The sequence below is a fragment of the Shewanella sp. Isolate7 genome, assembly GCF_022398425.1.
Classification (GTDB): domain Bacteria; phylum Pseudomonadota; class Gammaproteobacteria; order Enterobacterales; family Shewanellaceae; genus Shewanella.
Genome location: NZ_JAKEVJ010000050.1, coordinates 1 through 19,760, shown reverse-complemented (window position 1 = coordinate 19,760; position 19,760 = coordinate 1). Strand labels below are relative to the sequence as shown.

Sequence of the window (19,760 nt, the reverse complement as noted above, 5' to 3'; positions counted from 1 at the left end):
ACCTGCAATTCCATGCGGCCCGACTATCGGCGGTTTTTTTATAATACTTTTACTTATTTGCCGCGGCTTTCCAGCATAGCCACAGCAGGTAGTTCCTTACCTTCCAGGAATTCTAGGAAGGCGCCACCACCGGTAGAGATGTAAGAGACCTTGTCGGCAATACCATACTTGTCGACTGCCGCCAGGGTATCGCCACCGCCGGCGATAGAGAAGGCAGAAGAGTCGGCGATCGCCTGAGCGATGCGCTTGGTACCTTCACCGAACTGATCGAACTCGAACACGCCTACAGGGCCGTTCCAGACGATGGTGCCGGCATTCTTAAGGATCTCGGCCAGTGCCTCGGCGCTGTCGGGACCGATATCGAAGATCATGTCTTCGTCAGCCACCTGATCGACCGGCTTAAGGGTCGCGCTCGCCGTTGGGCTGAACTCACCAGCCACAACCACATCGGTCGGTACTGGGATATCGCCACCACGGCTCTGGGCGTTAGCCACCAGACGCTTGGCCTCGTCGATAAGGTCTGCTTCATAGAGTGACTTACCCACGTTGTGACCGGCTGCGGCGATGAAGGTGTTGGCGATACCGCCACCCACGACCAGCTGGTCAACCACGCCAGAGAGGCTCTCGAGCACGGTCAGCTTGGTCGAGACCTTAGAGCCACCCACGATGGCTACCAAAGGACGTGCTGGGTTGTCCATCGCCTTAGCCAGGGCTTCCAGTTCACCAGCCAGCAGCGGACCGGCGCAGGCCACAGGGGCATACAGGCCGACACCATGAGTCGACGCCTGAGCGCGGTGAGCGGTGCCGAAGGCATCCATCACATAGACATCACACAGGGCTGCCAGCTTCTTGGCCAGCGCCTCGTCGTTCTTCTTCTCGCCCACGTTGAAGCGCACGTTCTCGAATACCACGACTTCACCGACATTGGCTTCTACGCCGTCGAGGTAATCTTTAGCAAGGCGTACCGGGCAGTCCAGCGCCTTGTCCAGGTATTCGACAACCGGCTGCATAGAAAACTCGCTGTTGTACTCGCCTTCGGTCGGACGCCCCAGGTGAGACATCACCATCACGGCCGCGCCTTTCTCGAGCGCCAGCTTGATGGTTGGCAGAGAGGCACGCAAACGCGCGTCGCTGGTGACCACACCATCGCTTACAGGGACATTGAGGTCTTCACGGATAAGCACGCGCTTGCCCTGAAGATCTAACGCTGACATATTGATAATCGCCATTTCACGTTTCCTTAAAGTTTAAAGTTAAAAATAAAAGTTAAAGCAAAACTGGATTTCCCACCGCCGGGACGCTTCACCGGCACTAGGCTAAAAACATTCAAATCAGGCTCTTACGGCCTTTATCATCTCTAAACTGGTGTCCAACATACGGTTGGCAAAGCCCCACTCGTTGTCACACCACAAGAGTAATTTCACCAGGTGGCCGTCGCTCACCCGCGTCTGGGTGCCGTCGACGATACTGGATCTGGGATCATGGTTAAAATCGCACGATACCAATGGCGCATTAGTATAGCCCACAACCCCTTGGTATGAGCCATTTGCCGCCTGAGATAATACCTGGTTCACTGTATCGATATCGACACGTTTATCTAAGGTGACCGATAAGTCAATTGCAGTCACATTAATTGTCGGCACGCGCACAGATATCGCCTCAAACTTATCCTTCATCTCGGGCAGGATACGCTCGATCCCTCTGGCCAGCTTGGTATCGACCGGAATGATCGACTGCCCCGCCGCGCGGGTACGTCTGAGGTCGTCATGGTAGGCGTCGATCACCTGTTGATCGTTCATCGCCGAGTGAATCGTGGTGATGGCGCCGCTGCGCACCTTAAAGGCGCGGTCGAGCACCTGGATGATGGGCACCAGGCAGTTGGTGGTGCATGAGGCGTTAGAGACCACCTGATGCTCGGCCTTGAGATCTTGATGATTCACGCCGTAAACGATAGTGGCGTCCACATCGCCGGATGAGGGATGGCTGATCAGCACCTGTTTGGCGCCCGCCCTGATGTGGGCCTCGCAGGCCTGGCGGTCGATGAGAGCACCCGTGGCCTCGAACACGATATCGATATCCAGGGATTGCCAGGGTAGCTTCTCGGCATCTTCCTCATGCAGCAGCAGGATACGGTCATCCCCTATGGTCATCGTATTGGCATCGAGTGACGCGGGAGACTGAAAGCGACCATGGGTGGTATCGTATTGGGTCAGATGAAGCATGGCTTCGGGGTTGGCGAGTTCATTAATGGCGACAATCTGGATCTGATCCCGCTTGCCTGACTCATAGAGGGCACGAAGAATCGAGCGGCCAATCCGGCCATAACCATTAATCGCAACTTTAATCATTAATTGCTTTCCACTCCTAACACCGTCCTGAGATAGGCTTCTTGATGCGACAACGGCCTATCGTCATCGATAAGCCGAGTCATCATGGCATAGGGCAACTGCTTGCCCTATGCCCTTGGTGGCAATGCCTTAAAGTATGGCGTTAGCCTTGGCAACCACGTTTTCCACTGTGAAGCCGAAGTGCTTCATCAGTGCGCCGCCTGGCGCAGACTCACCGAAGGTGGTCATGCCGACGATGGCGCCGTCGAAACCAACATACTTGTGCCAGTAGTCCACGTGAGCCGCTTCGATAGCGACACGCTTAGTGACTGAAGCAGGCAGTACAGAGGCCTTGTAGTCGGCGTCTTGCGCGTCGAACACGTCGGTCGATGGCATAGAGACCACGCGTACCGCCTTACCTTGCTCGGTCAGCGCCTTAGCTGAATCCAGTGCCAGCTGCACCTCACTACCCGTAGCGATCAGAATAAGATCTGGTGTACCGGCGCAGTCTTGCAACACGTAACCGCCCTTGGCGACGTTAGCCAGTTGCTCTTCGGTACGTGGCTGTGCAGCTAGGCCCTGGCGGCTGAACACCAGTGAAGTCGGCGCGTTACGACGCTCGATAGCCATCTTCCATGCCACGGCAGTTTCGGCCGCATCACATGGACGCCATACCATCATGTTTGGTGTCATGCGCAGGTTAGCCAGCTGCTCAACCGGTTGGTGAGTCGGGCCATCTTCACCCTGACCGATAGAGTCGTGGGTGTATACGAAGATGTTTTGGATGCCCATCAGTGCAGACATGCGTACCGCGTTGCGCGCATATTCCATGAACATCATGAAGGTCGCGCCGTAGTTGATGAAGCCACCGTGCAGCGACACACCGTTCATGATGCCGCTCATGCCGAACTCACGCACACCGTAGTAGATGTAGTTACCGGCAGGATCTTCCTGGATACCCTTAGAACCAGACCATAGTGTCAGGTTAGAACCGGCCAGGTCGGCAGAGCCGCCGAGCAGTTCAGGTAGGGCTGCGCCGAAGGCCGCGATAGCATTTTGTGATGCCTTGCGGCTGGCGATGTTTTCGCCCTTCTCTTGGCACTCTTTGATGAAGGCCTGTGCCTTCTCTTCGAAATCGGCTGGCAGTTCGCCAGTGATCACGCGGCGCTTATATTCGGCAGCCAGCTCTGGGTAAGCGGCTTCATAGGCAGCAAGCTTCTCGTTCCAGGCAGACTCGTTAGCCGCGCCCACTTCTTTAGCATCCCAACCTGCGTACACGTCGGCAGGGATCTCGAATGGACCATGCTCCCAACCCAGGAACTCACGGGCCGCAGCGATTTCGACATCGCCCAGTGGCGCGCCGTGACAGTCGTGGCTGCCAGACTTGTTTGGTGAACCGAAACCGATAATGGTCTTGCAGCAGATCATGCTTGGCTTATCGGTAACAGACTTAGCTTCTTCGATAGCCGCGCGAATCGCGTCGCTGTCGTGGCCATCGACGCCGGCAATCACGTGCCAGCCGTAAGATTCGAAACGCTTAGCGGTATCGTCGGTGAACCAGCCCTCGACGTGACCGTCGATAGAGATGCCGTTGTCATCCCAGAAGGCAATCAGCTTGCCAAGGCCTAGAGTACCCGCCAGTGAACAGGCTTCGTGAGAGATACCTTCCATCAGACAGCCGTCGCCTAGGAAACAGTAAGTGAAGTGGTCAACGATATCGTGACCAGGACGGTTAAATTGCGCCGCCAGAGTCTTCTCGGCAATCGCCATACCTACCGCGTTGCTGATACCCGCGCCCAGAGGACCCGTAGTCGTTTCAACGCCTGGGGTGTAACCATACTCAGGGTGACCTGGGGTCTTAGAGTGCAGCTGACGGAAGCTCTTTAGCTCATCCATCGGCAGTGCATAACCCGTCAGGTGAAGCAGAGAGTAAATCAGCATAGAGCCGTGGCCGTTAGAAAGGATGAAACGGTCGCGGTCGACCCACTCTGGGTTGTTTGGGTTGTGCTTCAGGAAATCATTCCACAACACTTCGGCGATATCGGCCATACCCAATGGCGCACCTGGGTGACCAGAGTTGGCTTTCTGAACAGCATCCATACTTAACACACGGATAGCGTTTGCGAGTTCTTTACGAGATGACATGCTCTCTCCTGCTGATTTGAATGTTGGGGATTTTGCGGGCCGAATTTGCGGGCAACAATGGGGGCATATTTTCCCCTACTCGCGGATGGGACGCAAATAAAATTCGCCCTTTAGCTTAGATTAAATCCTTCTAGACCCTAAAAACGGCGCTTCTGCCATTCCAGGTAAAACCTCGCTTACCGCCTTAGGGGGAGTCAGGATTTCACTTACCCGGGCCGGAGCAACCCGCACCTCCTTGCCACCCCTGCTGGCCGTCGCGGCGCTAATCAGCCCTAAGCGATCCTTTGGCAATAAAAAATCGGCGGCTTATAACGACAATTAAAAAGCAATAATAACAAAGGCTTAGTCATGAATTTTATTTAAACTCATCCGAGACATTAGAACAATTACCCGGTTTTACTCCACAATTTTCATCGAAAAGGGTGTTATCCGATCTGATTTCCACTAAAATGGCCGTCTAGATGTAGATACTTCTACACATTCGAATTGTTTAAAGACGAGATTTTTCCATTATGGCAAAGCACTTGTTTACCTCTGAGTCGGTCTCAGAAGGTCATCCAGATAAAATCGCCGATCAAATTTCTGATGCGGTACTCGACGCGATCTTAGAACAAGATCCTAAGGCACGTGTGGCGTGCGAAACATACGTCAAAACCGGCATGGTGATGGTCGGTGGTGAGGTGACCACCTCTGCATGGGTCGACATCGAAGAGCTAACCCGTAAGACGGTACGCGAGATCGGCTACACCCACTCAGACATGGGCTTCGACGCCGACTCTTGTGCGGTACTCAACGCCATTGGTAAGCAGTCTCCAGACATCAACCAGGGTGTCGATCGCGCCGATCCTAAAGAGCAAGGCGCCGGTGACCAGGGCCTGATGTTCGGTTACGCCAGCAACGAAACCGACGTACTCATGCCAGCGCCTATCACCTATGCCCACGCACTGGTGAAGCGTCAATCGGAAGTACGCAAAGACAAGACACTGCCTTGGCTGCGTCCAGATGCCAAGAGCCAGGTGACCTTCGCCTACGAAGACAACAAGATCGTCGGCATCGATGCCGTCGTGCTTTCTACTCAGCACTGCGACAGCGTCAGCCAATCTGATCTGATCGAAGGCGTGATGGAAACCATCATCAAGCCAGTACTGCCTGAGCAGTGGCTGAACAAAGACACCAAGTACTTCATCAACCCTACCGGCCGTTTCGTTATCGGTGGTCCTATGGGTGACTGTGGTCTGACGGGTCGTAAGATCATCGTCGACACCTACGGCGGCATGGCTCGTCACGGCGGCGGCGCCTTCTCGGGTAAAGACCCATCGAAAGTTGACCGCAGCGCGGCCTATGCGGCACGTTATGTGGCCAAGAACATAGTGGCAGCCGGTCTGGCGGATCGCTGTGAGATCCAGGTTTCTTACGCTATCGGTGTGGCCGAGCCAACCTCTATCAGCGTCGAAACCTTCGGCACGGGTAAGGTCTCTGAAGAAGTATTGATCGGTCTGGTACGTCAGCACTTCGATCTGCGTCCATACGGCCTGACTGAGATGCTCGACCTGGCACGTCCTATCTACAAGTCGACCGCCGCTTACGGTCACTTCGGTCGTAACGAATTCCCTTGGGAACGTACCGACAAGGCAGAGGCGCTACGCGCAGACGCCAAGCTATAAGACTGGTTTTGCCAGTTAGCAAAAAGCCGCCAAAAGGCGGCTTTTTTGTATCTTTGTCAATGAAATAGCATTAGCTTTAACTAGTCGACTCATTGCTAGTAAAGAATCGCATCTCAAGATAGAGGCTCAGCAGGCTAAACAGCATGATGCCCACCCCGTCGGCCAGCAGATCATAGCCATCGAAGGTACGGCTGGGAAAATACTGCTGACTGCACTCCTCGATAATCACCACAATCGCGACCACCACGGCCCCTAGATAGGGGCGAACCTTGCCGAGGGACACACGCCTGAAATGACTGCCGACATTGGCAAACAAGGTCAGGGTGCCAAACAAGATCATATGCCCCAGCTTGTCACCGTAGGGAATCGAATGGGCCAGCTCAAACAAGGGGTTGCTGCGCCCGGCATCGGCGCTGACGATCAGCCACACCAGGAAACCACTGAATAATACGCCCAGCAGGGCAAAGGTTCTCACCATCACTAACGACTCATCCTTAACATTCTCACGCCGCTTGCTAGGCGCTCCTCTAGGCGGCTCGCGCTCATGCTTAACTCACCCGAGCCAGCGGGCTAACAGTGGTCGAAGTGGGCATACTGCATACACATGAAGCTCAGCTGCTGGGCGTTGAGCAGCGGCACCTCGACCCTTCTGGCCGTCGCCAGTTGCGCCTCGGACGGCCGCGCCATGGGCCGAATCTCGGCGCTATAGGCGTTACTGAAACCACAATCAAACCAGTGCCCATCACAATTCGCAACATAGATGGCGCGCGGCTCATCGCTCAGCTCGAGACACTCGCAGCCAAGCTCGGCCTGGGCCGCCAAGGCGGCTAACAACTTGAGGTTATCCAGGGCGCTGAGCGAGACCCCCTCATAGGTGGTCAGCAGCTCGGCAAGGCGCTGCGGAAACTCGTTGTTCTTGCTATCTGTTATCTTGCTATCAGCCGTCTTGCTCTTAGCAGTCATCCTGCCCTTCATCTCTTTGCTTGCCATAAGGGTACTCGTTAGCCTCTCTAGGCCCAAGTTGTCGTTGTCGTTGTCGCTGTCGCCAGCAGATAATAGCCACGACCGTCGAACTCGAAGAAGTCCAGCACCTGCATGCGCCCCTTCTGGGTATGGGCGGCGAAGGAGCGTTCATTGTCTTCGGCGATGAAGGTAACCATGTAGGGATATTGAGGAGCTATCCGTGTCTTAAGCTCGGCCACCAGCTCGGCAAACAGGCCCGTTCCACGCTGAGATGGCGCGATCCAGATGGGGCCATACTGACAGCTATTGCTGGCGCCGACCATGCCTTGGGGCATCTCGAAGCGGCTAGTCTCGAGCCGTTTCACCAGAGAGCGATACAGGGGCCATTCCCCAAAGAAAGACCAGTGACCGGCGATCACATAGCCGGCGATCTCCCCTCCCCGTTCGGCCAGCAGCAACCAATGCTTCTGAATCAGCTCGGATAACTCCTGGCGACCAAAATGCTGGCCCGTCATCAAAGCGCCTCGTTGCCCTGGGATCAACTCGGCCTGCCACTCCCTCGCCTCCAATGCGACGAGGGCATCGAGATCGGCACCTGTGGCCAAGCGGATAGTCATGACAGACTCTCTATACTCAATTGAAACAAGGATATCCCCTTAAATATTCGGGCTATTTGCAAAATAGCTAATCGACTACCACACTTAACAAACCTGAAACACCAATAGGTTAGAGCCGATCATGCTGCCGGAAAACATTCATACGGGTGTGAGTATACTTGAAAACGATAACGCGCAAATCAACTTAGTCAGGTGGATGCATCAATGTGAGCTGATGAAACGCTATTTCGAGGCTGATGTCGCCTTCGTCGCCCAGCAGACGGATCTCGGCTTTGAAATCATCGTCAGCTCCATCAACGACACCCGTAAATTTCTCTCCGGCACCCTATATAACGAAAAATTCGAGCTCTTCACCCGCCTGTCCAACAGTCAGCCCGAAGGGATCAACCTGGATCTGAGCCGAGAATCCAATGCCGAGCTGCCTAAGGATCTCGCCACCGCCAGCAGCCTGTTGTCCCGGCCGATTCTCTGGCCAGACGGCACAGTTTTCGGTTGCCTCTGTGTGGTCAATCCCGGCAGCAGGGAAACCGCCAGCACTAACGCCTTCATGCTGGAACCCTTCCAAATCTTGCTGCAGCAAGATCTGGCGCTACTGTGTCAGAGTCAGCGTATCGAGTCGCTGTCGATGCGCGACCGTGACACCGGCATGCTAAATCACTACGGCTTTATCATGATGGCGCCCAGACAACTCAACCTGGGCAGACGCTTCGGTGCCCATGCAGGCATACTCTTCTTCGAGCTCTATCCCAATCCGCCTATGATAGATGAGATAGAGGACAAACATATCCGGCTACTGGGCAACATCATCCAGAACACCATACGCACCGCCGACATCGCCGCACACTACAGCTATAGCCAGTTCGTGGTGTTGGTCTTCGTCGATGCCGAGCGCGACCTTAGCCATATCAGCCGCAGGGTCGAAAAACTGCTGGCCCAGCAAAACGATCGCCTAAAGCTAGACTCGGGGCACTCCTTCTTCGCTCCCGATTCCTCGGCCAAGTTGGCGCCTATGCTGGAACAGGCCAAGCAGCAGCTCAAGTCCTATCATCAGAGCGAGGAGGCGGTGGAGACGGAGAGCAAGGGCTAATTTCGGCCGTTTCTGTTAGCAAACAGATACCTGCACAGCGGAGCAAAAGAGAAGAGAAAATAGATTTTGCTCGCAAAAATTGAAAATTTACATTCTCACAACATATAATTTTTGAGTATGATGTAAACACTTTGTGTCGTCAGTCTTTAGACTGAGCGACAGAGACTAGCGAGTTATGCAATTAAATAATAACAATAAGAGAGCACTACTATGCTATTAGAATGCGCCGATACCAGCCTCTGGCTCAGGGAAGCCGATCATCCCGCCATTACTCTGCCGCGTTGGCAGCAACAAGTTGATCTACTTAATGAATTTTATCAGGCTCAGGCCAGTGTGGTACTGCAATGTATCGATGGCGAATATCAGGTCGTCTGTAGTCGCCAGCGCACGGATCTCAACCTCTATGCCGGCACCCAGTTTTATGATGCCAGCCTGACCCATGCCCTAAGCAAGCATACCGCCTACGGCCTGCTGGATCTCACCGAGAGCCAAGATCCCGAGAGTCATCTGGCCCGCTTCGACAGCCTACTGGCCCTGCCCCTCTACTGGTCAGACGGTCAGCCCTTCGGGGTGATGCTGATCTGTGACAGCCAGCGCAGCAAACATTTTCAGCGACTCCTGCCGCTCATGGAAAACGCCAAGGCCCTGATCCAGGCGGAGCTCAAGCATCTGTTCCTGATGCAGCAGATCCAGATGATGTCGGTACAAGACGACCTCACCTGCATGCTCAACCCCTATGGTTTCAACCTGATGGCGCCGAGACAACTCAGCCTCAGCCGTCGTTTCGGTTCCCATGCGGGTATCGTCCTGTTGCAAGATAATACCCAGTACAAGGGACAACTCGAGCAGAGTCATGGACTCAGACAGCTGGCGCGGGTCATACACCATAATATGCGTGATGCCGATGTCTCGGCCCGTATCGAGGATGGCCTGTTTGCCATCTTGGCCTTCGTCGATAGTCAGGCCAATCTCGAATCCCTCACCAAGCGTCTGCTCAAGCAGATCGCCAAGGAGGAGATCAAGGCGGAGATCAGCATAGGCGTGAGCTTCTTCCCCCCTACCACACATCTGGCCATAGAACCTATGGTCGAGGCGGCGAGACAGAATCTACATGCCAACCAAAAGCTGGCGCAGCAGGGCGACGTAAAGGCTTAAGGCAAATTTAGCCTTGGTTATCTTGTTGTGTTTCCACTTGAGTCTGATCCTGCGCCTTTGCCCATTGAATGAAGAGCACTATGGGGAAAGGCGACATCATCACCAGACCCAGACCTAGCAGGCTAGAGACCAGCAGTATCCCCTGCATCTGCTCAGTCCAAGAGGTCAGGCCATAGATCCCCAGGCCCACCATCACCATCGCGAGTCCCAGCCAGTGGGCCAGTTTTAATCCTGTCATCATCGCTTTATCTTTCCCATATCAGAAAACTTGCCGTCGGCACAGCTTGTTGTCGGAACAGCTTGTTGTCGGAACAGCTGGGCCGACAGTGGAAACAGCTTAGCATGAACAAAATATCATGGAAAAACCCCGATTAAGGCTTTTTAATTAAGAGTAAGCTTGTCAAAATATCTGTCTCACAGAATTGGAAGTTTCCCCATGTTTAAGAAGTTTATTTTTATCGCCGGTACCTTGCTCGGCTTATCTGCCTGCCAAAGCACATCTCTCATAGGCGGCGAGGATCTGGATATTTTAGGTAGCTGGCACATAGAGGCCGCCCAGGGTAAGGCGGCCATCGATTATAGCCCGGCTCAGCTGGTGTTTGCCGAAGATGGCGCACTCAGCGGCAATAACAGCTGCAACCAATTTTTCGGTAAGTATCAACTGGACGGCCAGGCGCTGACCCTCTCCCCAGCCGGTAGCACGATGAAAGCCTGTGTCGATGCGCTGATGCAGCAGGAGCATACCGTCATGCAGGCGATGTCTGAGGTGACCCAGGCCGAGCTGGCCAAGGGTAAGCTGCTGCTCAAAGACGCAGACGGTAAGATCCAGCTGGTGCTCAGTAAGCAGTAATTGTCGAGATTACCTCCAAAAAAACCGCCTTTAAGGCGGTTTTTTTGTCTCTACAAGCTAGGCTTAGCTGTCCAAAATTAGCCTATCCCGTGTAACTATCTGGAATTAGCTATCAAGGCGCTCTGCCAGTATCTGGCTCTGCTCGGCGTCGGCGTTATAGTGCTCCAGGTCAAGCTCATCTTCTGACTTGGCGATCACTGTGGTGGCCACCAGATCTCCCGACACGTTAACCACGGTGCGCGCCATATCCAGGATACGGTCGATACCCGCGATGATGGCCACCCCTTCCAGCGGCAGACCAACTGTCGTCAGTACCAAGGTCAACATCACCAGACCTGCACCAGGGACACCCGCGGTACCGATAGAGGCCAATGTCGCGGTGAGAATGATGGTGATATAGTCGACCCAGGTGAGATCGATACCGAAGGCCTGGGCAACAAACAGGGCGGTAACCCCCTGATACAGGGCGGTGCCATCCATGTTGATGGTGGTGCCCAGGGGCAGGACGAAGCTGGAGATCTTCTTGTTGATCCCTAAAGACTCGCTGGCGCATTTCATGCTGGCAGGCAGAGTACCGGCACTACTCGAGGTGGTATAGGCCACCGCCAAGGCATTGCTGATCCCCTTGAAGAACTGCACCGGGTTAAGCTTGGCCACAAAGGTCAGCACCAGGCTGTAGAAGCCTATGATATGCAGGGCGCAGCCGATATAGACCGCCAGGATCACCTTGATCAGCGGCATCAACATGTCCATGCCATATTCGCCAGCCACCCAGGCCATCAGGCCAAATACCCCGTAAGGCGCAAGCTTCATCACCATATCAGTCAGCTTATACATGGCCTCGGCAAGGCTCTCGAACACCTTGATGGCGGGCTTACCGTGATCGCCAATCAACACTAGGGCGATACCCAAGGCCACGGCAAAGACGATCACCTGTAAAATCTGTCCACTGGCCAGCGCCGCGATGGGATTGGTGGGCACTATGTTAATCAGTGTCTCCATGATGGAGGGCACCTCTTTCACCGCGCTGTGACTCTCTGCCGAGGTCATCGCCAGCCCGGCGCCGGGCTGCATGAAGTGCCCCACGGCAAGGCCGAGTGTGATGGCGATAGAGGTGGTTCCCAGATAGAAGGCGAAGGATTTAAAGCCGATTCGGCCCATCTTGGCCGTATCTTGCATCGAAGTCACGCCGACAATCAGGGAACAGAACACCAAGGGGACGATCAACATCTTGATGGTGTTGACAAAAAGCGTACCTATCGGCTTGAGCAGTACCGCCTGCTCACCCAGGCCTAAACCGGTACAGATACCCAGGAGCATACCGATAAGGATTTGTAACCACAGGGGCACAGACATCCAGCCAGACCAGGCACGGCCCAGCCAAGAAGAGGTTTGTTGACGCATCATTAATAACCTTGAATCGCGAGAATGGTTTGGTCCAGCCGCCCTTATTCCTTCAGAGCAAGTTGCAATGCTGCAAGCGGCAGACGCAAATGGGAACGGGATAATATCAGAGAAACCTGCAGTAAGCTGTGATTCATATCAAGCACGGCTCCATCAGGCCTCAAAGTAAACAGATTCCTGCTTGGCGTCGACCCTGAAGGTATGTAGGGCGGCGGGAGGCTGTTCGCGCTCGATAAGGTGGCTCCAATAGGCATCGTCGAAGCCATGAAACAGGCGCTCTGCCTTGCCCTGGGATTTTAAGATCAGGTGCCACCACACCAGTCCCCAGACGCCGAGGGTGCAAAGGGTCAGCAGGAAGTGCAGCAGATGGTTCACCCTATCCAGCTCCTGACCACGAACCAAGCTACCACGCTGATTTTGATTGATTTTACTAGACTCTCTCTGCTCGGAATCACTCATCTTCTCACCCCATAGACACTTCGCAGCCCCATCTTCAAAGCATAGCAGAGTTAGACTTTAGTCTAAGAGTCAATCGAAAAATTCTGCCCCGGTTTGGCTTTGCTTGGCAGAGAAGCGTGCTAGAGTATGGCCAAAATTTAAGGAGGCGATAATGCAAATAAGAAAAGGCCAACAATCAGATCTCGGCGCACTGGTACAGTTTAACCAGGCCATGGCCAACGAAACCGAGGGGCTCAGCCTAGACCAACAGACCCTCACCAAGGGCGTACAGACACTACTCGAAAACCCTGCCCGCGGCTTCTATCTGGTGGCAGAAGAGGCTGGCGAGATCTTGGGCTCACTCATGGTTACCTTCGAGTGGAGCGACTGGCGCGCCAAAGACTATTACTGGATCCAGAGCGTCTATATTCGCCCAGAGAATCGTCGTCAGGGGATCTACGCCAAGCTGTATCAGGCGGTGAAGCAGATTGCCGAGGAAGCAGGCGGCGCCGCCAGCTTCAGACTCTATGTCGAGCAGGAGAATCACAAGGCGCAAAAGACCTATGAGGCCCTCGGCATGAAGCAGAGCTACTACCTGATGTATGAGGAAAAGTAGCGGCTAAGGCAAACACCTCACTCAATAAAAAAACGCCCCTGAGGGCGTTTTTTTATTGCTCATTTACAGAGCTGATGCGCAAGGCTTATAGCCTTATGCACAGATGCTGGTGACCTTGATCGCCAGGCCGCCCTGGCTGGTCTCGCGGTATTTCACATGCATATCCTTGCCGGTCTCATACATGGTGGCGATCACCTTATCCAGGCTGACTCTGGGCTCGCTGTTACGGCGTAGCGCCATGCGCGCCGAGTTAATCGCCTTCACCGAGGCGATGGCATTGCGCTCGATACAGGGCACCTGCACCTGACCGGCAACGGGATCGCAGGTCAGCCCCAGGTTATGCTCCATGCCGATCTCGGCGGCAATACAGACCTGGGCCGGATTACCGCCCATCAGCTCCGCCAAGCCGGCGGCCGCCATAGAGCAGGCGACCCCCACCTCTCCCTGACAGCCCACCTCGGCGCCAGAGATAGAGGCGTTACGCTTATACAGGCCGCCAATTGCCGCAGCGGCGAGGAAGTAGCGGCTGTATTCCTTAGGGCCGACAGGCTGAATGAACTTGTCGAAATAGGCCAGCACGGCCGGGATGATCCCCGCCGCGCCATTGGTGGGCGAGGTCACCACACGGCCACCGGCGGCATTTTCTTCACTCACCGCCAGGGCAAACATGTTGATCCAGTCGACGATCATCATAGGATCCGCCGACAGGCGCTCACCCGTGGCCAGCTGGCGATACAGGGCCGGCGCCCTGCGCGGTACCCTTAGCGGGCCGGACAAGACACCTTCGGTGTGGCAACCGCGTTCGATCGCCTCCTTCATGGTGTGCCACACCGCCGCAAACCCCTCGGCGATATGGGCCTCGCTATGTAGCGAGCGCTCATTGGCCATCATGATGGCGCTGATGCTCATGCCCGTCTCTTGGCATAAATCCAGCAGTTCGGTGGCATTGGCAAAGGGATATGGCAAGACCACTTCGTTGGCCGCCGTCATCCCAAAATGCTCCTCATCGACGATGAAACCGCCGCCGATAGAGTAATAGGTCTTCTTGTAGACGCACTGAGAACCGATGTAGGCGCTCAGGGTCATGCCATTTTCATGCAACGCCAACGCCTCGCGATGAAACACCACCGCCTCAGGCGGAAAGTCGACCCCGTGGGCCTCGCTGCCCAGCGGCAGACAGGAGGTCAAGGCCACCTGGCGAATAAATTCTGGCATCAGGTCGATATCCACCGACTCAGGACTGTTACCCGCCAGCCCCATGATGATGGCGCTATCCGTGTGGTGCCCCTTGCCGGTGAGCGACAGGGAGCCATAGATGTCCACCTTGACGCTGGTGATACTCAGCAGTTCTCCACGCTGACGCAGGTCGTCAACAAATCCTTTGGCGGCCTTCATCGGCCCGACAGTGTGCGAGCTGGAGGGACCCACACCTATCTTAAAAATATCAAATGCGCTAACCATAAATACTTCCACAGAGATTCGCCCGACGGTCTATCGCCGGGCGTAACATGAGTCGATTAAGAGAGCATGCCGAAGAGGATGGCCGTCATCGCCAGCAAGCCTGCCAGGATCACGAAGATGTTGCTGATGCGACCACGGTAGGCCTTCAGTGCAGGCACCTTATAGACGGCATACATAGGCATGAGGTAGAGGATGGCGGCAATAATAGGACCGCCCAGTGCCTCGATCATCCCCAGGATGCTCGGGTTAATCACGGCAACGCCCCAGATGGTCAGGAACATGAAGCCGAGAATAAACTTATCGACCTTGGCATCAGACACCGCTTTGTTGCTGCTGCGCAGCTGCTTGGTGATGATCCCCCTCAGGCCCTCGGTGGCCCCCAGATAGTGACCGAAGAAAGAGGAAACGATGGCGATCACCGCGATGATGGGGCCGAAGTAACTCACGAAGCCACTGGCATGTACGTTAGCCAGATAGGAGAGGATCGGCAGGTTCTGCGCCTTGGCCTCCGCCAGCTGCGCCGGACTGAGTGACAACACGCAAGAGAAGACGAACAGCATCACGAAGCCCACCAACATCATGCTGGTGTTACGCAGGATCACATCGGCCTTCTTGGCGGCATGGCTGCCGTGTTGCTTCTTCAGCGAGACCGAGAACTGCGAGATGGCCGGCGAATGGTTGAAGGCAAACACCAATACCGGAATGGTCAGCCAGACGGTACCTAAGAACTCACCGGCGGCAGGCACTTCCATCAGGGCGTCCATCTTCCAGCTTGGGATCAGGTAGAGCGACATGAAGGCCAGAATCCCCACCAGCGGGTACACCAACAGCTGAGTCACCTTGAGCATAAACTTCTCGCCAGACACCATCACAGACATCATGCCCAGCACTAAGATACCCGCCAGCAGGAAGCGTGGCGGCGAGGCCATTCCCAGCTGGTTAACGATGAAACTGTCTACCGTGTTGGTGATCCCTACGCCATAGATGAGCACTATGGGGTAGATGGCGAAGAAGTAGAGTAAGGTGATCGCCTTACCGGCGCCGACACCGAAATACTCCTCGACCACATGGGTGATGTCGCTGCCCTGACGCTGGGAGGAGCAGACGAAACGGGACAGGCCCCTGTGAGCCAGATAGGTCATTGGGCCTATGATGGCGGCCATCAACACCAGTGGCCAGAAGCCGCCCATGCCCGCATTGATGGGCAGAAACAGGATCCCGGCGCCCACTGCGGTGCCGAAAAGACTCAACATCCAGGTTGTATCGCTGCGAGTCCAACCTTGGCGCTGCGTGAGATTAACATCAGAGATTGTCGCTTCGTTTTGCATAAAATAACCTTATCGATGCTCTAGCATCTGAGTGGTCCGACGCCCCGCCATACGGCGCTTTTTCGCCCGGCGAGCACGACTAAAATTCGGGCACAGCATATAGCAGCCGGGTCGCCAGAAATTGATCTGGCACCCTTTTTTGTAATGAATTTTCAGAATGAATCGGCTTTGTGAGCCAAATCGAAATTATTACGTTATAAATTTTCATAACGGCAATCTCGCGCTAACCAAAGCGAACCAGAACATCACATCCGCGTTACCCTTTTTCACATCTGTTAAACTAAGGTCATCTCGGCCCAGCCCAGCATCAGCGGCTTTCGTCGCCACGAGCCAGCATAAACGGGTTAAGGAATTCGCCGCACGCCCAGCCTCCGCCGCCATGCATCCCGAGGCGCTTTGTGGCAAAATGGCGCCCTGTCGATTCATTCACTTTTGGAATACCCATGCCCAGCGCTCTCAGCCAACAAGCTATCCTTCGCATCACGGTCGGCTCGACCAACCCCGTCAAGATAGGCGCCGCCCGCAATGCCCTCTCCCTGCTGTTTCCCGAAGCCGAGATCCTCTGCCAGGGCATACACGCTCCCTCAGGGGTTGCCGCCCAGCCGATGACAGATACTGAGACCCGCGAGGGCGCCATCAACCGCGCTCGCTACTGCGAGCAACAAGGTGCAAAGGATGAGGCATTGGCGGCCGATCTTTATGTTGCCATGGAGGGCGGGGTCGACCTGTTCGATCACGGCGCAGCCACCTACGCCTACATGGCCATCATCCATAGGGGACAACTCAGCATAGGTCGCAGCGCGCAGCTCCCCCTGCCTGCAAGGGTGTACGATGCCCTGGTGGCCGGTGAAGAGCTTGGCGATGTGATGGACAGGTTGTTCAACACGGTCAACATCAAGCAGAAGGGGGGGGCTATCGGTCTCTTTACCCAGGGTAAGGCCAGCCGTGAGAGCGTCTATACCCAGGCGATAGTGCTGGCGATGGCGCCGCTATTAAACCCGGCGATCTTCGCCTGACCTGTCGTCGGATATCGCCACAAGTCTTAATCCAGGTAGGGTGAAACGAGGCAGGTTAGGCCAGTCCGAACCTGTCCAGATGATTACATTAGCAAAAGCTTGCATTTCTCTTTTTAGGGATCTAAGTTAGATGTAAATCGCAACTATATAGCTCACTAGGATCCTAACCATGTCACCATCTTGCCCTTCGATACACGAAGAAGCCTGTCTCCCTCAGGCTGTCGAACTGCCCCAGACCTGCTCTTCATTGCGCAGCCTGTCGAGGCAACTGGTGAGGCAACTGGGCATGCTCAACTCCGCCTGTGGCGATCAGCCACTGTCGCCGGTGCAGGCCCACGCCTTGATCGAACTCGGCACCCAGGAGCTGTCGATAAAGCAGCTGGCCCTGGCCCTGAATATCGACAAGTCCAATGCCAGCCGCGCCGTGAGCCAACTCTGCGACAAGGGCTTTGCCAAGAGTCGTAACAACCCCAGAGACAGCCGCAGTTCCCTGTGTCAGCTCACTCCCCAGGGCAAGCGTCAGCTCAACCGCCTGAACGAACAACAGAACAAGATGTACCAGGAGATCCTGGCTCAGCTGTCACCTGAGCAGATAACCCAGCTGGAAACCAGCCTGGGCCAATACACCCGCGCCATCGATCTGGCCAACGCCCAGCAGTGCTATGAGATCCGCAGCCTCACCCAGGAAGACAACCCCCATATCGCCAGGGTGATCCGCAATGTCTCCGCCGAGTATGGCCTGACGCCAGACAAGGGCTACAGCGTAGCCGACCCAACCCTGGACGATCTCTACAGCGTCTACCAGGGCGATAAAGCCCACTACTGGGTGGTCGACTACAAGGGCTTAGTGCTGGGCGGCGTCGGTATCGCACCGCTACCGGGACACGCTGATATCTGCGAACTGCAGAAGATGTACTTCGACCCCAAGCTCAGGGGTAAGGGCTTTGCCAAACGCATGGCGCTACAGGCATTCGAGTTTGCCCGCGCTCAGGGCTTTAGCCAATGCTATCTGGAGACCACCGCCTGCTTAAGCGAGGCGATCAATCTCTATGAGAAGCTCGGCTTCGAGCACCTCGATGCCCCCCTTGGCAACACGGGCCACGATGCCTGTGAAATCCCCATGCTGCTTAAACTTTAGCCGCAAAAGTCACAAACAAATCATTAAGATAATTTTTGAGTTAGGGAGAGATAAATTAGCTAGTGTTTCAGATTAAAGCTTGCTAGCCTCAGAGGTAATCCTCGCGCATTCTGGAGATTTGAATGGACTACACAAGACTCCCCCATTCCAGCTTAGACGTCAGTAAAATTTGCCTGGGCACCATGACCTGGGGTGAACAGAATACTCAGGCCGAGGCCTTCGAGCAGCTCGATTATGCTATCGGACAGGGCATCAACTTTATTGATACCGCCGAGATGTACCCTGTACCACCTAAGGCCGAGACCCAGGGCGAGACAGAGCGCATCCTGGGCAACTACCTCAAGGCCAGGGGCAAGCGTGACGATCTCATTATCGCCACTAAGGTCGCGGCCCCAGGTGGCAAGAGCGACTATATCCGTCAGAACATGGCGCTGGACTGGCGCAACATTCACCAGGCGGTTAACGACTCCCTTGAGCGATTACAAGTAGAGACCATAGATCTCTATCAACTGCACTGGCCGGATCGCAACACCAACTTCTTCGGCGAGCTCTTCTACCAAGAGCAGGATGACGAAAAGCTCACCCCCATAGTGGAGACGCTCGAAGCCCTGGCGGATCTGATCAAGGCCGGTAAGATCCGCTACATAGGCGTCTCCAACGAGACCCCATGGGGATTGATGAAGTACCTGCAACTGGCCGAGAAGCACGGCCTGCCGCGCATCATCAGCGTGCAGAATCCCTACAACCTGCTTAACCGCAGCTTCGAGGTGGGCATGGCCGAGATCGCTCACAGGGAAGAACTGCCACTGCTGGCCTACTCGCCACTGGCATTTGGCGCCCTGAGCGGCAAATACTTAGACGGTCAATGGCCAGAGGGTGCCAGACTCACCCTCTTCAAGCGCTTCGCCCGCTACACAGGCTCGCAGATGGCCCTGGATGCCACCCAGGCCTATGTAGAGCTGGCGCGGGAGTTCAACCTGAGCCCGACGCAGATGGCATTGGCCTTCGTCAACGGCCGCCGTTTCGTGGGCAGCAACATCATAGGGGCGACTAACCTCTACCAGCTGAAAGAGAATATCGACAGCGCGGCCGTCAGCCTGAGTGACGAGCTGCTGGGCAGAATCGACGAGCTGGCAGACATCTATCGTATCCCCTGCCCCTAATACCTGATGCTAGGGAATCCCCAGATAATTCCTTTTACAATCAATTAGTAGACACGCATGGTGCTGTTTGATCTAATCAATTTCGCCAAAAACAAACTAGAACAACACCATGCGTGACATTACGATACTACATGACTCTCTTAGGGAAGATGCGAATAAGTCCCTGATGTGAGATCATAGCTACATAGTAAATCACAGCCATTACCGCCCATGAGCCAACAGTTAACTTTTGCCGATAGTGAGTTTTCCAGCAAGCGCCGCCAGACCCGTAAAGAGATTTTCTTATCTCGGATGGACAACCTGTTACCATGGACTCAACTGCTGGAAGTGATTGAGCCCTTTTATCCAAAAGCGGGCAATGGTCGTCGTCCCTATCCACTGGAAACGA

General features: G+C 55.0%; 19 protein-coding genes and 1 pseudogene. 9 read left to right on the top strand and 11 right to left on the bottom strand.

The window, feature by feature from the left end; genetic code table 11:
* Positions 1-53 precede the first annotated feature (53 nt).
* From L1D47_RS13590 to tkt, 3 genes are all read right to left on the bottom strand, one after another.
* Positions 54-1,229, bottom strand: a complete 1,176-nt coding sequence (locus tag L1D47_RS13590) for a phosphoglycerate kinase (RefSeq protein ID WP_239885567.1) — start codon at positions 1,227-1,229, stop codon at positions 54-56.
* A 102-nt stretch (positions 1,230-1,331) separates the two neighbouring features.
* Positions 1,332-2,348 carry an erythrose-4-phosphate dehydrogenase gene (epd, locus tag L1D47_RS13585; RefSeq protein ID WP_239885565.1) on the bottom strand — a complete coding sequence of 339 codons (1,017 nt, stop codon included), beginning with the start codon at positions 2,346-2,348 and terminating at the stop codon, positions 1,332-1,334.
* A 129-nt stretch (positions 2,349-2,477) separates the two neighbouring features.
* Positions 2,478-4,472, bottom strand: a complete 1,995-nt coding sequence (tkt, locus tag L1D47_RS13580; RefSeq protein WP_239885563.1) for a transketolase — start codon at positions 4,470-4,472, stop codon at positions 2,478-2,480.
* 512 nt (positions 4,473-4,984) lie between these two features.
* Between tkt and metK the strand changes: the two genes are divergently transcribed.
* On the top strand, positions 4,985-6,136 hold the full coding sequence (metK, locus tag L1D47_RS13575) for a methionine adenosyltransferase (RefSeq protein ID WP_041508525.1): 1,152 nt from the start codon (positions 4,985-4,987) through the stop codon (positions 6,134-6,136).
* A gap of 76 nt (positions 6,137-6,212) precedes the next feature.
* On the opposite strand, the gene L1D47_RS13570 is transcribed toward metK, so the two are convergent.
* The 3 genes from L1D47_RS13570 to L1D47_RS13560 form a co-directional block, all read right to left on the bottom strand.
* Positions 6,213-6,614 carry a VanZ family protein gene (locus L1D47_RS13570; protein WP_239885581.1) on the bottom strand — a complete coding sequence of 134 codons (402 nt, stop codon included), beginning with the start codon at positions 6,612-6,614 and terminating at the stop codon, positions 6,213-6,215.
* Positions 6,615-6,706: 92 nt separating this feature from the next.
* Positions 6,707-7,126 carry a hypothetical protein gene (locus L1D47_RS13565; protein WP_239885561.1) on the bottom strand — a complete coding sequence of 140 codons (420 nt, stop codon included), beginning with the start codon at positions 7,124-7,126 and terminating at the stop codon, positions 6,707-6,709.
* 20 nt (positions 7,127-7,146) lie between these two features.
* Positions 7,147-7,716, bottom strand: coding sequence for a GNAT family N-acetyltransferase (locus tag L1D47_RS13560; RefSeq protein WP_239885559.1), 570 nt, complete (start codon positions 7,714-7,716; stop codon positions 7,147-7,149).
* Positions 7,717-7,837: 121 nt separating this feature from the next.
* Here L1D47_RS13560 and L1D47_RS13555 point away from each other — a divergent pair, with 121 nt between their 5' ends.
* Positions 7,838-8,803, top strand: a complete 966-nt coding sequence (locus L1D47_RS13555; RefSeq protein ID WP_239885558.1) for a GGDEF domain-containing protein — start codon at positions 7,838-7,840, stop codon at positions 8,801-8,803.
* A gap of 210 nt (positions 8,804-9,013) precedes the next feature.
* A complete protein-coding gene (locus L1D47_RS13550; RefSeq protein WP_239885556.1) occupies positions 9,014-9,958 on the top strand; it encodes a GGDEF domain-containing protein in 945 nt (314 codons plus the stop codon).
* Between the two features lie 7 nt (positions 9,959-9,965).
* Here the strand turns inward: L1D47_RS13550 and L1D47_RS13545 are convergent, their stop codons facing one another.
* Positions 9,966-10,199, bottom strand: a complete 234-nt coding sequence (locus L1D47_RS13545; protein ID WP_239885554.1) for a hypothetical protein — start codon at positions 10,197-10,199, stop codon at positions 9,966-9,968.
* Positions 10,200-10,394: 195 nt separating this feature from the next.
* Between L1D47_RS13545 and L1D47_RS13540 the strand changes: the two genes are divergently transcribed.
* Positions 10,395-10,808, top strand: a complete 414-nt coding sequence (locus L1D47_RS13540; protein WP_239885552.1) for an META domain-containing protein — start codon at positions 10,395-10,397, stop codon at positions 10,806-10,808.
* A gap of 105 nt (positions 10,809-10,913) precedes the next feature.
* Here the strand turns inward: L1D47_RS13540 and L1D47_RS13535 are convergent, their stop codons facing one another.
* Both L1D47_RS13535 and L1D47_RS13530 read right to left on the bottom strand, forming a co-directional pair.
* Positions 10,914-12,212, bottom strand: a complete 1,299-nt coding sequence (locus tag L1D47_RS13535) for a dicarboxylate/amino acid:cation symporter (RefSeq protein WP_239853223.1) — start codon at positions 12,210-12,212, stop codon at positions 10,914-10,916.
* A gap of 153 nt (positions 12,213-12,365) precedes the next feature.
* A complete protein-coding gene (locus L1D47_RS13530; protein WP_239885550.1) occupies positions 12,366-12,671 on the bottom strand; it encodes a hypothetical protein in 306 nt (101 codons plus the stop codon).
* A gap of 151 nt (positions 12,672-12,822) precedes the next feature.
* On the opposite strand from L1D47_RS13530, the gene L1D47_RS13525 reads away from it, so the two are divergent.
* The gene (locus L1D47_RS13525; RefSeq protein WP_239885548.1) at positions 12,823-13,266 is read left to right on the top strand and encodes a GNAT family N-acetyltransferase; all 444 of its coding nucleotides are present in this window, start codon (positions 12,823-12,825) and stop codon (positions 13,264-13,266) included.
* A gap of 93 nt (positions 13,267-13,359) precedes the next feature.
* Here the strand turns inward: L1D47_RS13525 and L1D47_RS13520 are convergent, their stop codons facing one another.
* Together L1D47_RS13520 and L1D47_RS13515 are read right to left on the bottom strand one after the other, a co-directional pair.
* Positions 13,360-14,727, bottom strand: a complete 1,368-nt coding sequence (locus L1D47_RS13520) for an L-serine ammonia-lyase (RefSeq protein WP_239885547.1) — start codon at positions 14,725-14,727, stop codon at positions 13,360-13,362.
* A gap of 56 nt (positions 14,728-14,783) precedes the next feature.
* On the bottom strand, positions 14,784-16,055 hold the full coding sequence (locus L1D47_RS13515; protein WP_239885545.1) for a serine/threonine transporter: 1,272 nt from the start codon (positions 16,053-16,055) through the stop codon (positions 14,784-14,786).
* 443 nt (positions 16,056-16,498) lie between these two features.
* On the opposite strand from L1D47_RS13515, the gene yjjX reads away from it, so the two are divergent.
* From yjjX to L1D47_RS13495, 4 genes and pseudogenes are all read left to right on the top strand, one after another.
* Positions 16,499-17,071, top strand: a complete 573-nt coding sequence (gene yjjX / locus L1D47_RS13510) for an inosine/xanthosine triphosphatase (RefSeq protein ID WP_239885543.1) — start codon at positions 16,499-16,501, stop codon at positions 17,069-17,071.
* Between the two features lie 169 nt (positions 17,072-17,240).
* The gene (locus L1D47_RS13505) at positions 17,241-18,209 is read left to right on the top strand and encodes a bifunctional helix-turn-helix transcriptional regulator/GNAT family N-acetyltransferase (RefSeq protein WP_239885541.1); all 969 of its coding nucleotides are present in this window, start codon (positions 17,241-17,243) and stop codon (positions 18,207-18,209) included.
* A 122-nt stretch (positions 18,210-18,331) separates the two neighbouring features.
* Positions 18,332-19,372 carry an NADP(H)-dependent aldo-keto reductase gene (locus L1D47_RS13500; RefSeq protein ID WP_239885539.1) on the top strand — a complete coding sequence of 347 codons (1,041 nt, stop codon included), beginning with the start codon at positions 18,332-18,334 and terminating at the stop codon, positions 19,370-19,372.
* Positions 19,373-19,582: 210 nt separating this feature from the next.
* Positions 19,583-19,760 (top strand): annotated as a pseudogene (locus L1D47_RS13495) (IS5/IS1182 family transposase); the annotation flags it as partial.

What these genes read in the sequence shown, in the direction of transcription:
- L1D47_RS13590 (WP_239885567.1), bottom strand. Translation starts at nt 1,229, where the DNA reads ATGGCGATTATCAATATGTCAGCGTTAGATCTTCAGGGCAAGCGCGTG.
- epd (WP_239885565.1), bottom strand. Translation starts at nt 2,348, where the DNA reads ATGATTAAAGTTGCGATTAATGGTTATGGCCGGATTGGCCGCTCGATT.
- tkt (WP_239885563.1), bottom strand. Translation starts at nt 4,472, where the DNA reads ATGTCATCTCGTAAAGAACTCGCAAACGCTATCCGTGTGTTAAGTATG.
- metK (WP_041508525.1), top strand. Translation starts at nt 4,985, where the DNA reads ATGGCAAAGCACTTGTTTACCTCTGAGTCGGTCTCAGAAGGTCATCCA.
- L1D47_RS13570 (WP_239885581.1), bottom strand. Translation starts at nt 6,614, where the DNA reads ATGGTGAGAACCTTTGCCCTGCTGGGCGTATTATTCAGTGGTTTCCTG.
- L1D47_RS13565 (WP_239885561.1), bottom strand. Translation starts at nt 7,126, where the DNA reads ATGGCAAGCAAAGAGATGAAGGGCAGGATGACTGCTAAGAGCAAGACG.
- L1D47_RS13560 (WP_239885559.1), bottom strand. Translation starts at nt 7,716, where the DNA reads ATGACTATCCGCTTGGCCACAGGTGCCGATCTCGATGCCCTCGTCGCA.
- L1D47_RS13555 (WP_239885558.1), top strand. Translation starts at nt 7,838, where the DNA reads ATGCTGCCGGAAAACATTCATACGGGTGTGAGTATACTTGAAAACGAT.
- L1D47_RS13550 (WP_239885556.1), top strand. Translation starts at nt 9,014, where the DNA reads ATGCTATTAGAATGCGCCGATACCAGCCTCTGGCTCAGGGAAGCCGAT.
- L1D47_RS13545 (WP_239885554.1), bottom strand. Translation starts at nt 10,199, where the DNA reads ATGATGACAGGATTAAAACTGGCCCACTGGCTGGGACTCGCGATGGTG.
- L1D47_RS13540 (WP_239885552.1), top strand. Translation starts at nt 10,395, where the DNA reads ATGTTTAAGAAGTTTATTTTTATCGCCGGTACCTTGCTCGGCTTATCT.
- L1D47_RS13535 (WP_239853223.1), bottom strand. Translation starts at nt 12,212, where the DNA reads ATGCGTCAACAAACCTCTTCTTGGCTGGGCCGTGCCTGGTCTGGCTGG.
- L1D47_RS13530 (WP_239885550.1), bottom strand. Translation starts at nt 12,671, where the DNA reads ATGAGTGATTCCGAGCAGAGAGAGTCTAGTAAAATCAATCAAAATCAG.
- L1D47_RS13525 (WP_239885548.1), top strand. Translation starts at nt 12,823, where the DNA reads ATGCAAATAAGAAAAGGCCAACAATCAGATCTCGGCGCACTGGTACAG.
- L1D47_RS13520 (WP_239885547.1), bottom strand. Translation starts at nt 14,727, where the DNA reads ATGGTTAGCGCATTTGATATTTTTAAGATAGGTGTGGGTCCCTCCAGC.
- L1D47_RS13515 (WP_239885545.1), bottom strand. Translation starts at nt 16,055, where the DNA reads ATGCAAAACGAAGCGACAATCTCTGATGTTAATCTCACGCAGCGCCAA.
- yjjX (WP_239885543.1), top strand. Translation starts at nt 16,499, where the DNA reads ATGCCCAGCGCTCTCAGCCAACAAGCTATCCTTCGCATCACGGTCGGC.
- L1D47_RS13505 (WP_239885541.1), top strand. Translation starts at nt 17,241, where the DNA reads ATGTCACCATCTTGCCCTTCGATACACGAAGAAGCCTGTCTCCCTCAG.
- L1D47_RS13500 (WP_239885539.1), top strand. Translation starts at nt 18,332, where the DNA reads ATGGACTACACAAGACTCCCCCATTCCAGCTTAGACGTCAGTAAAATT.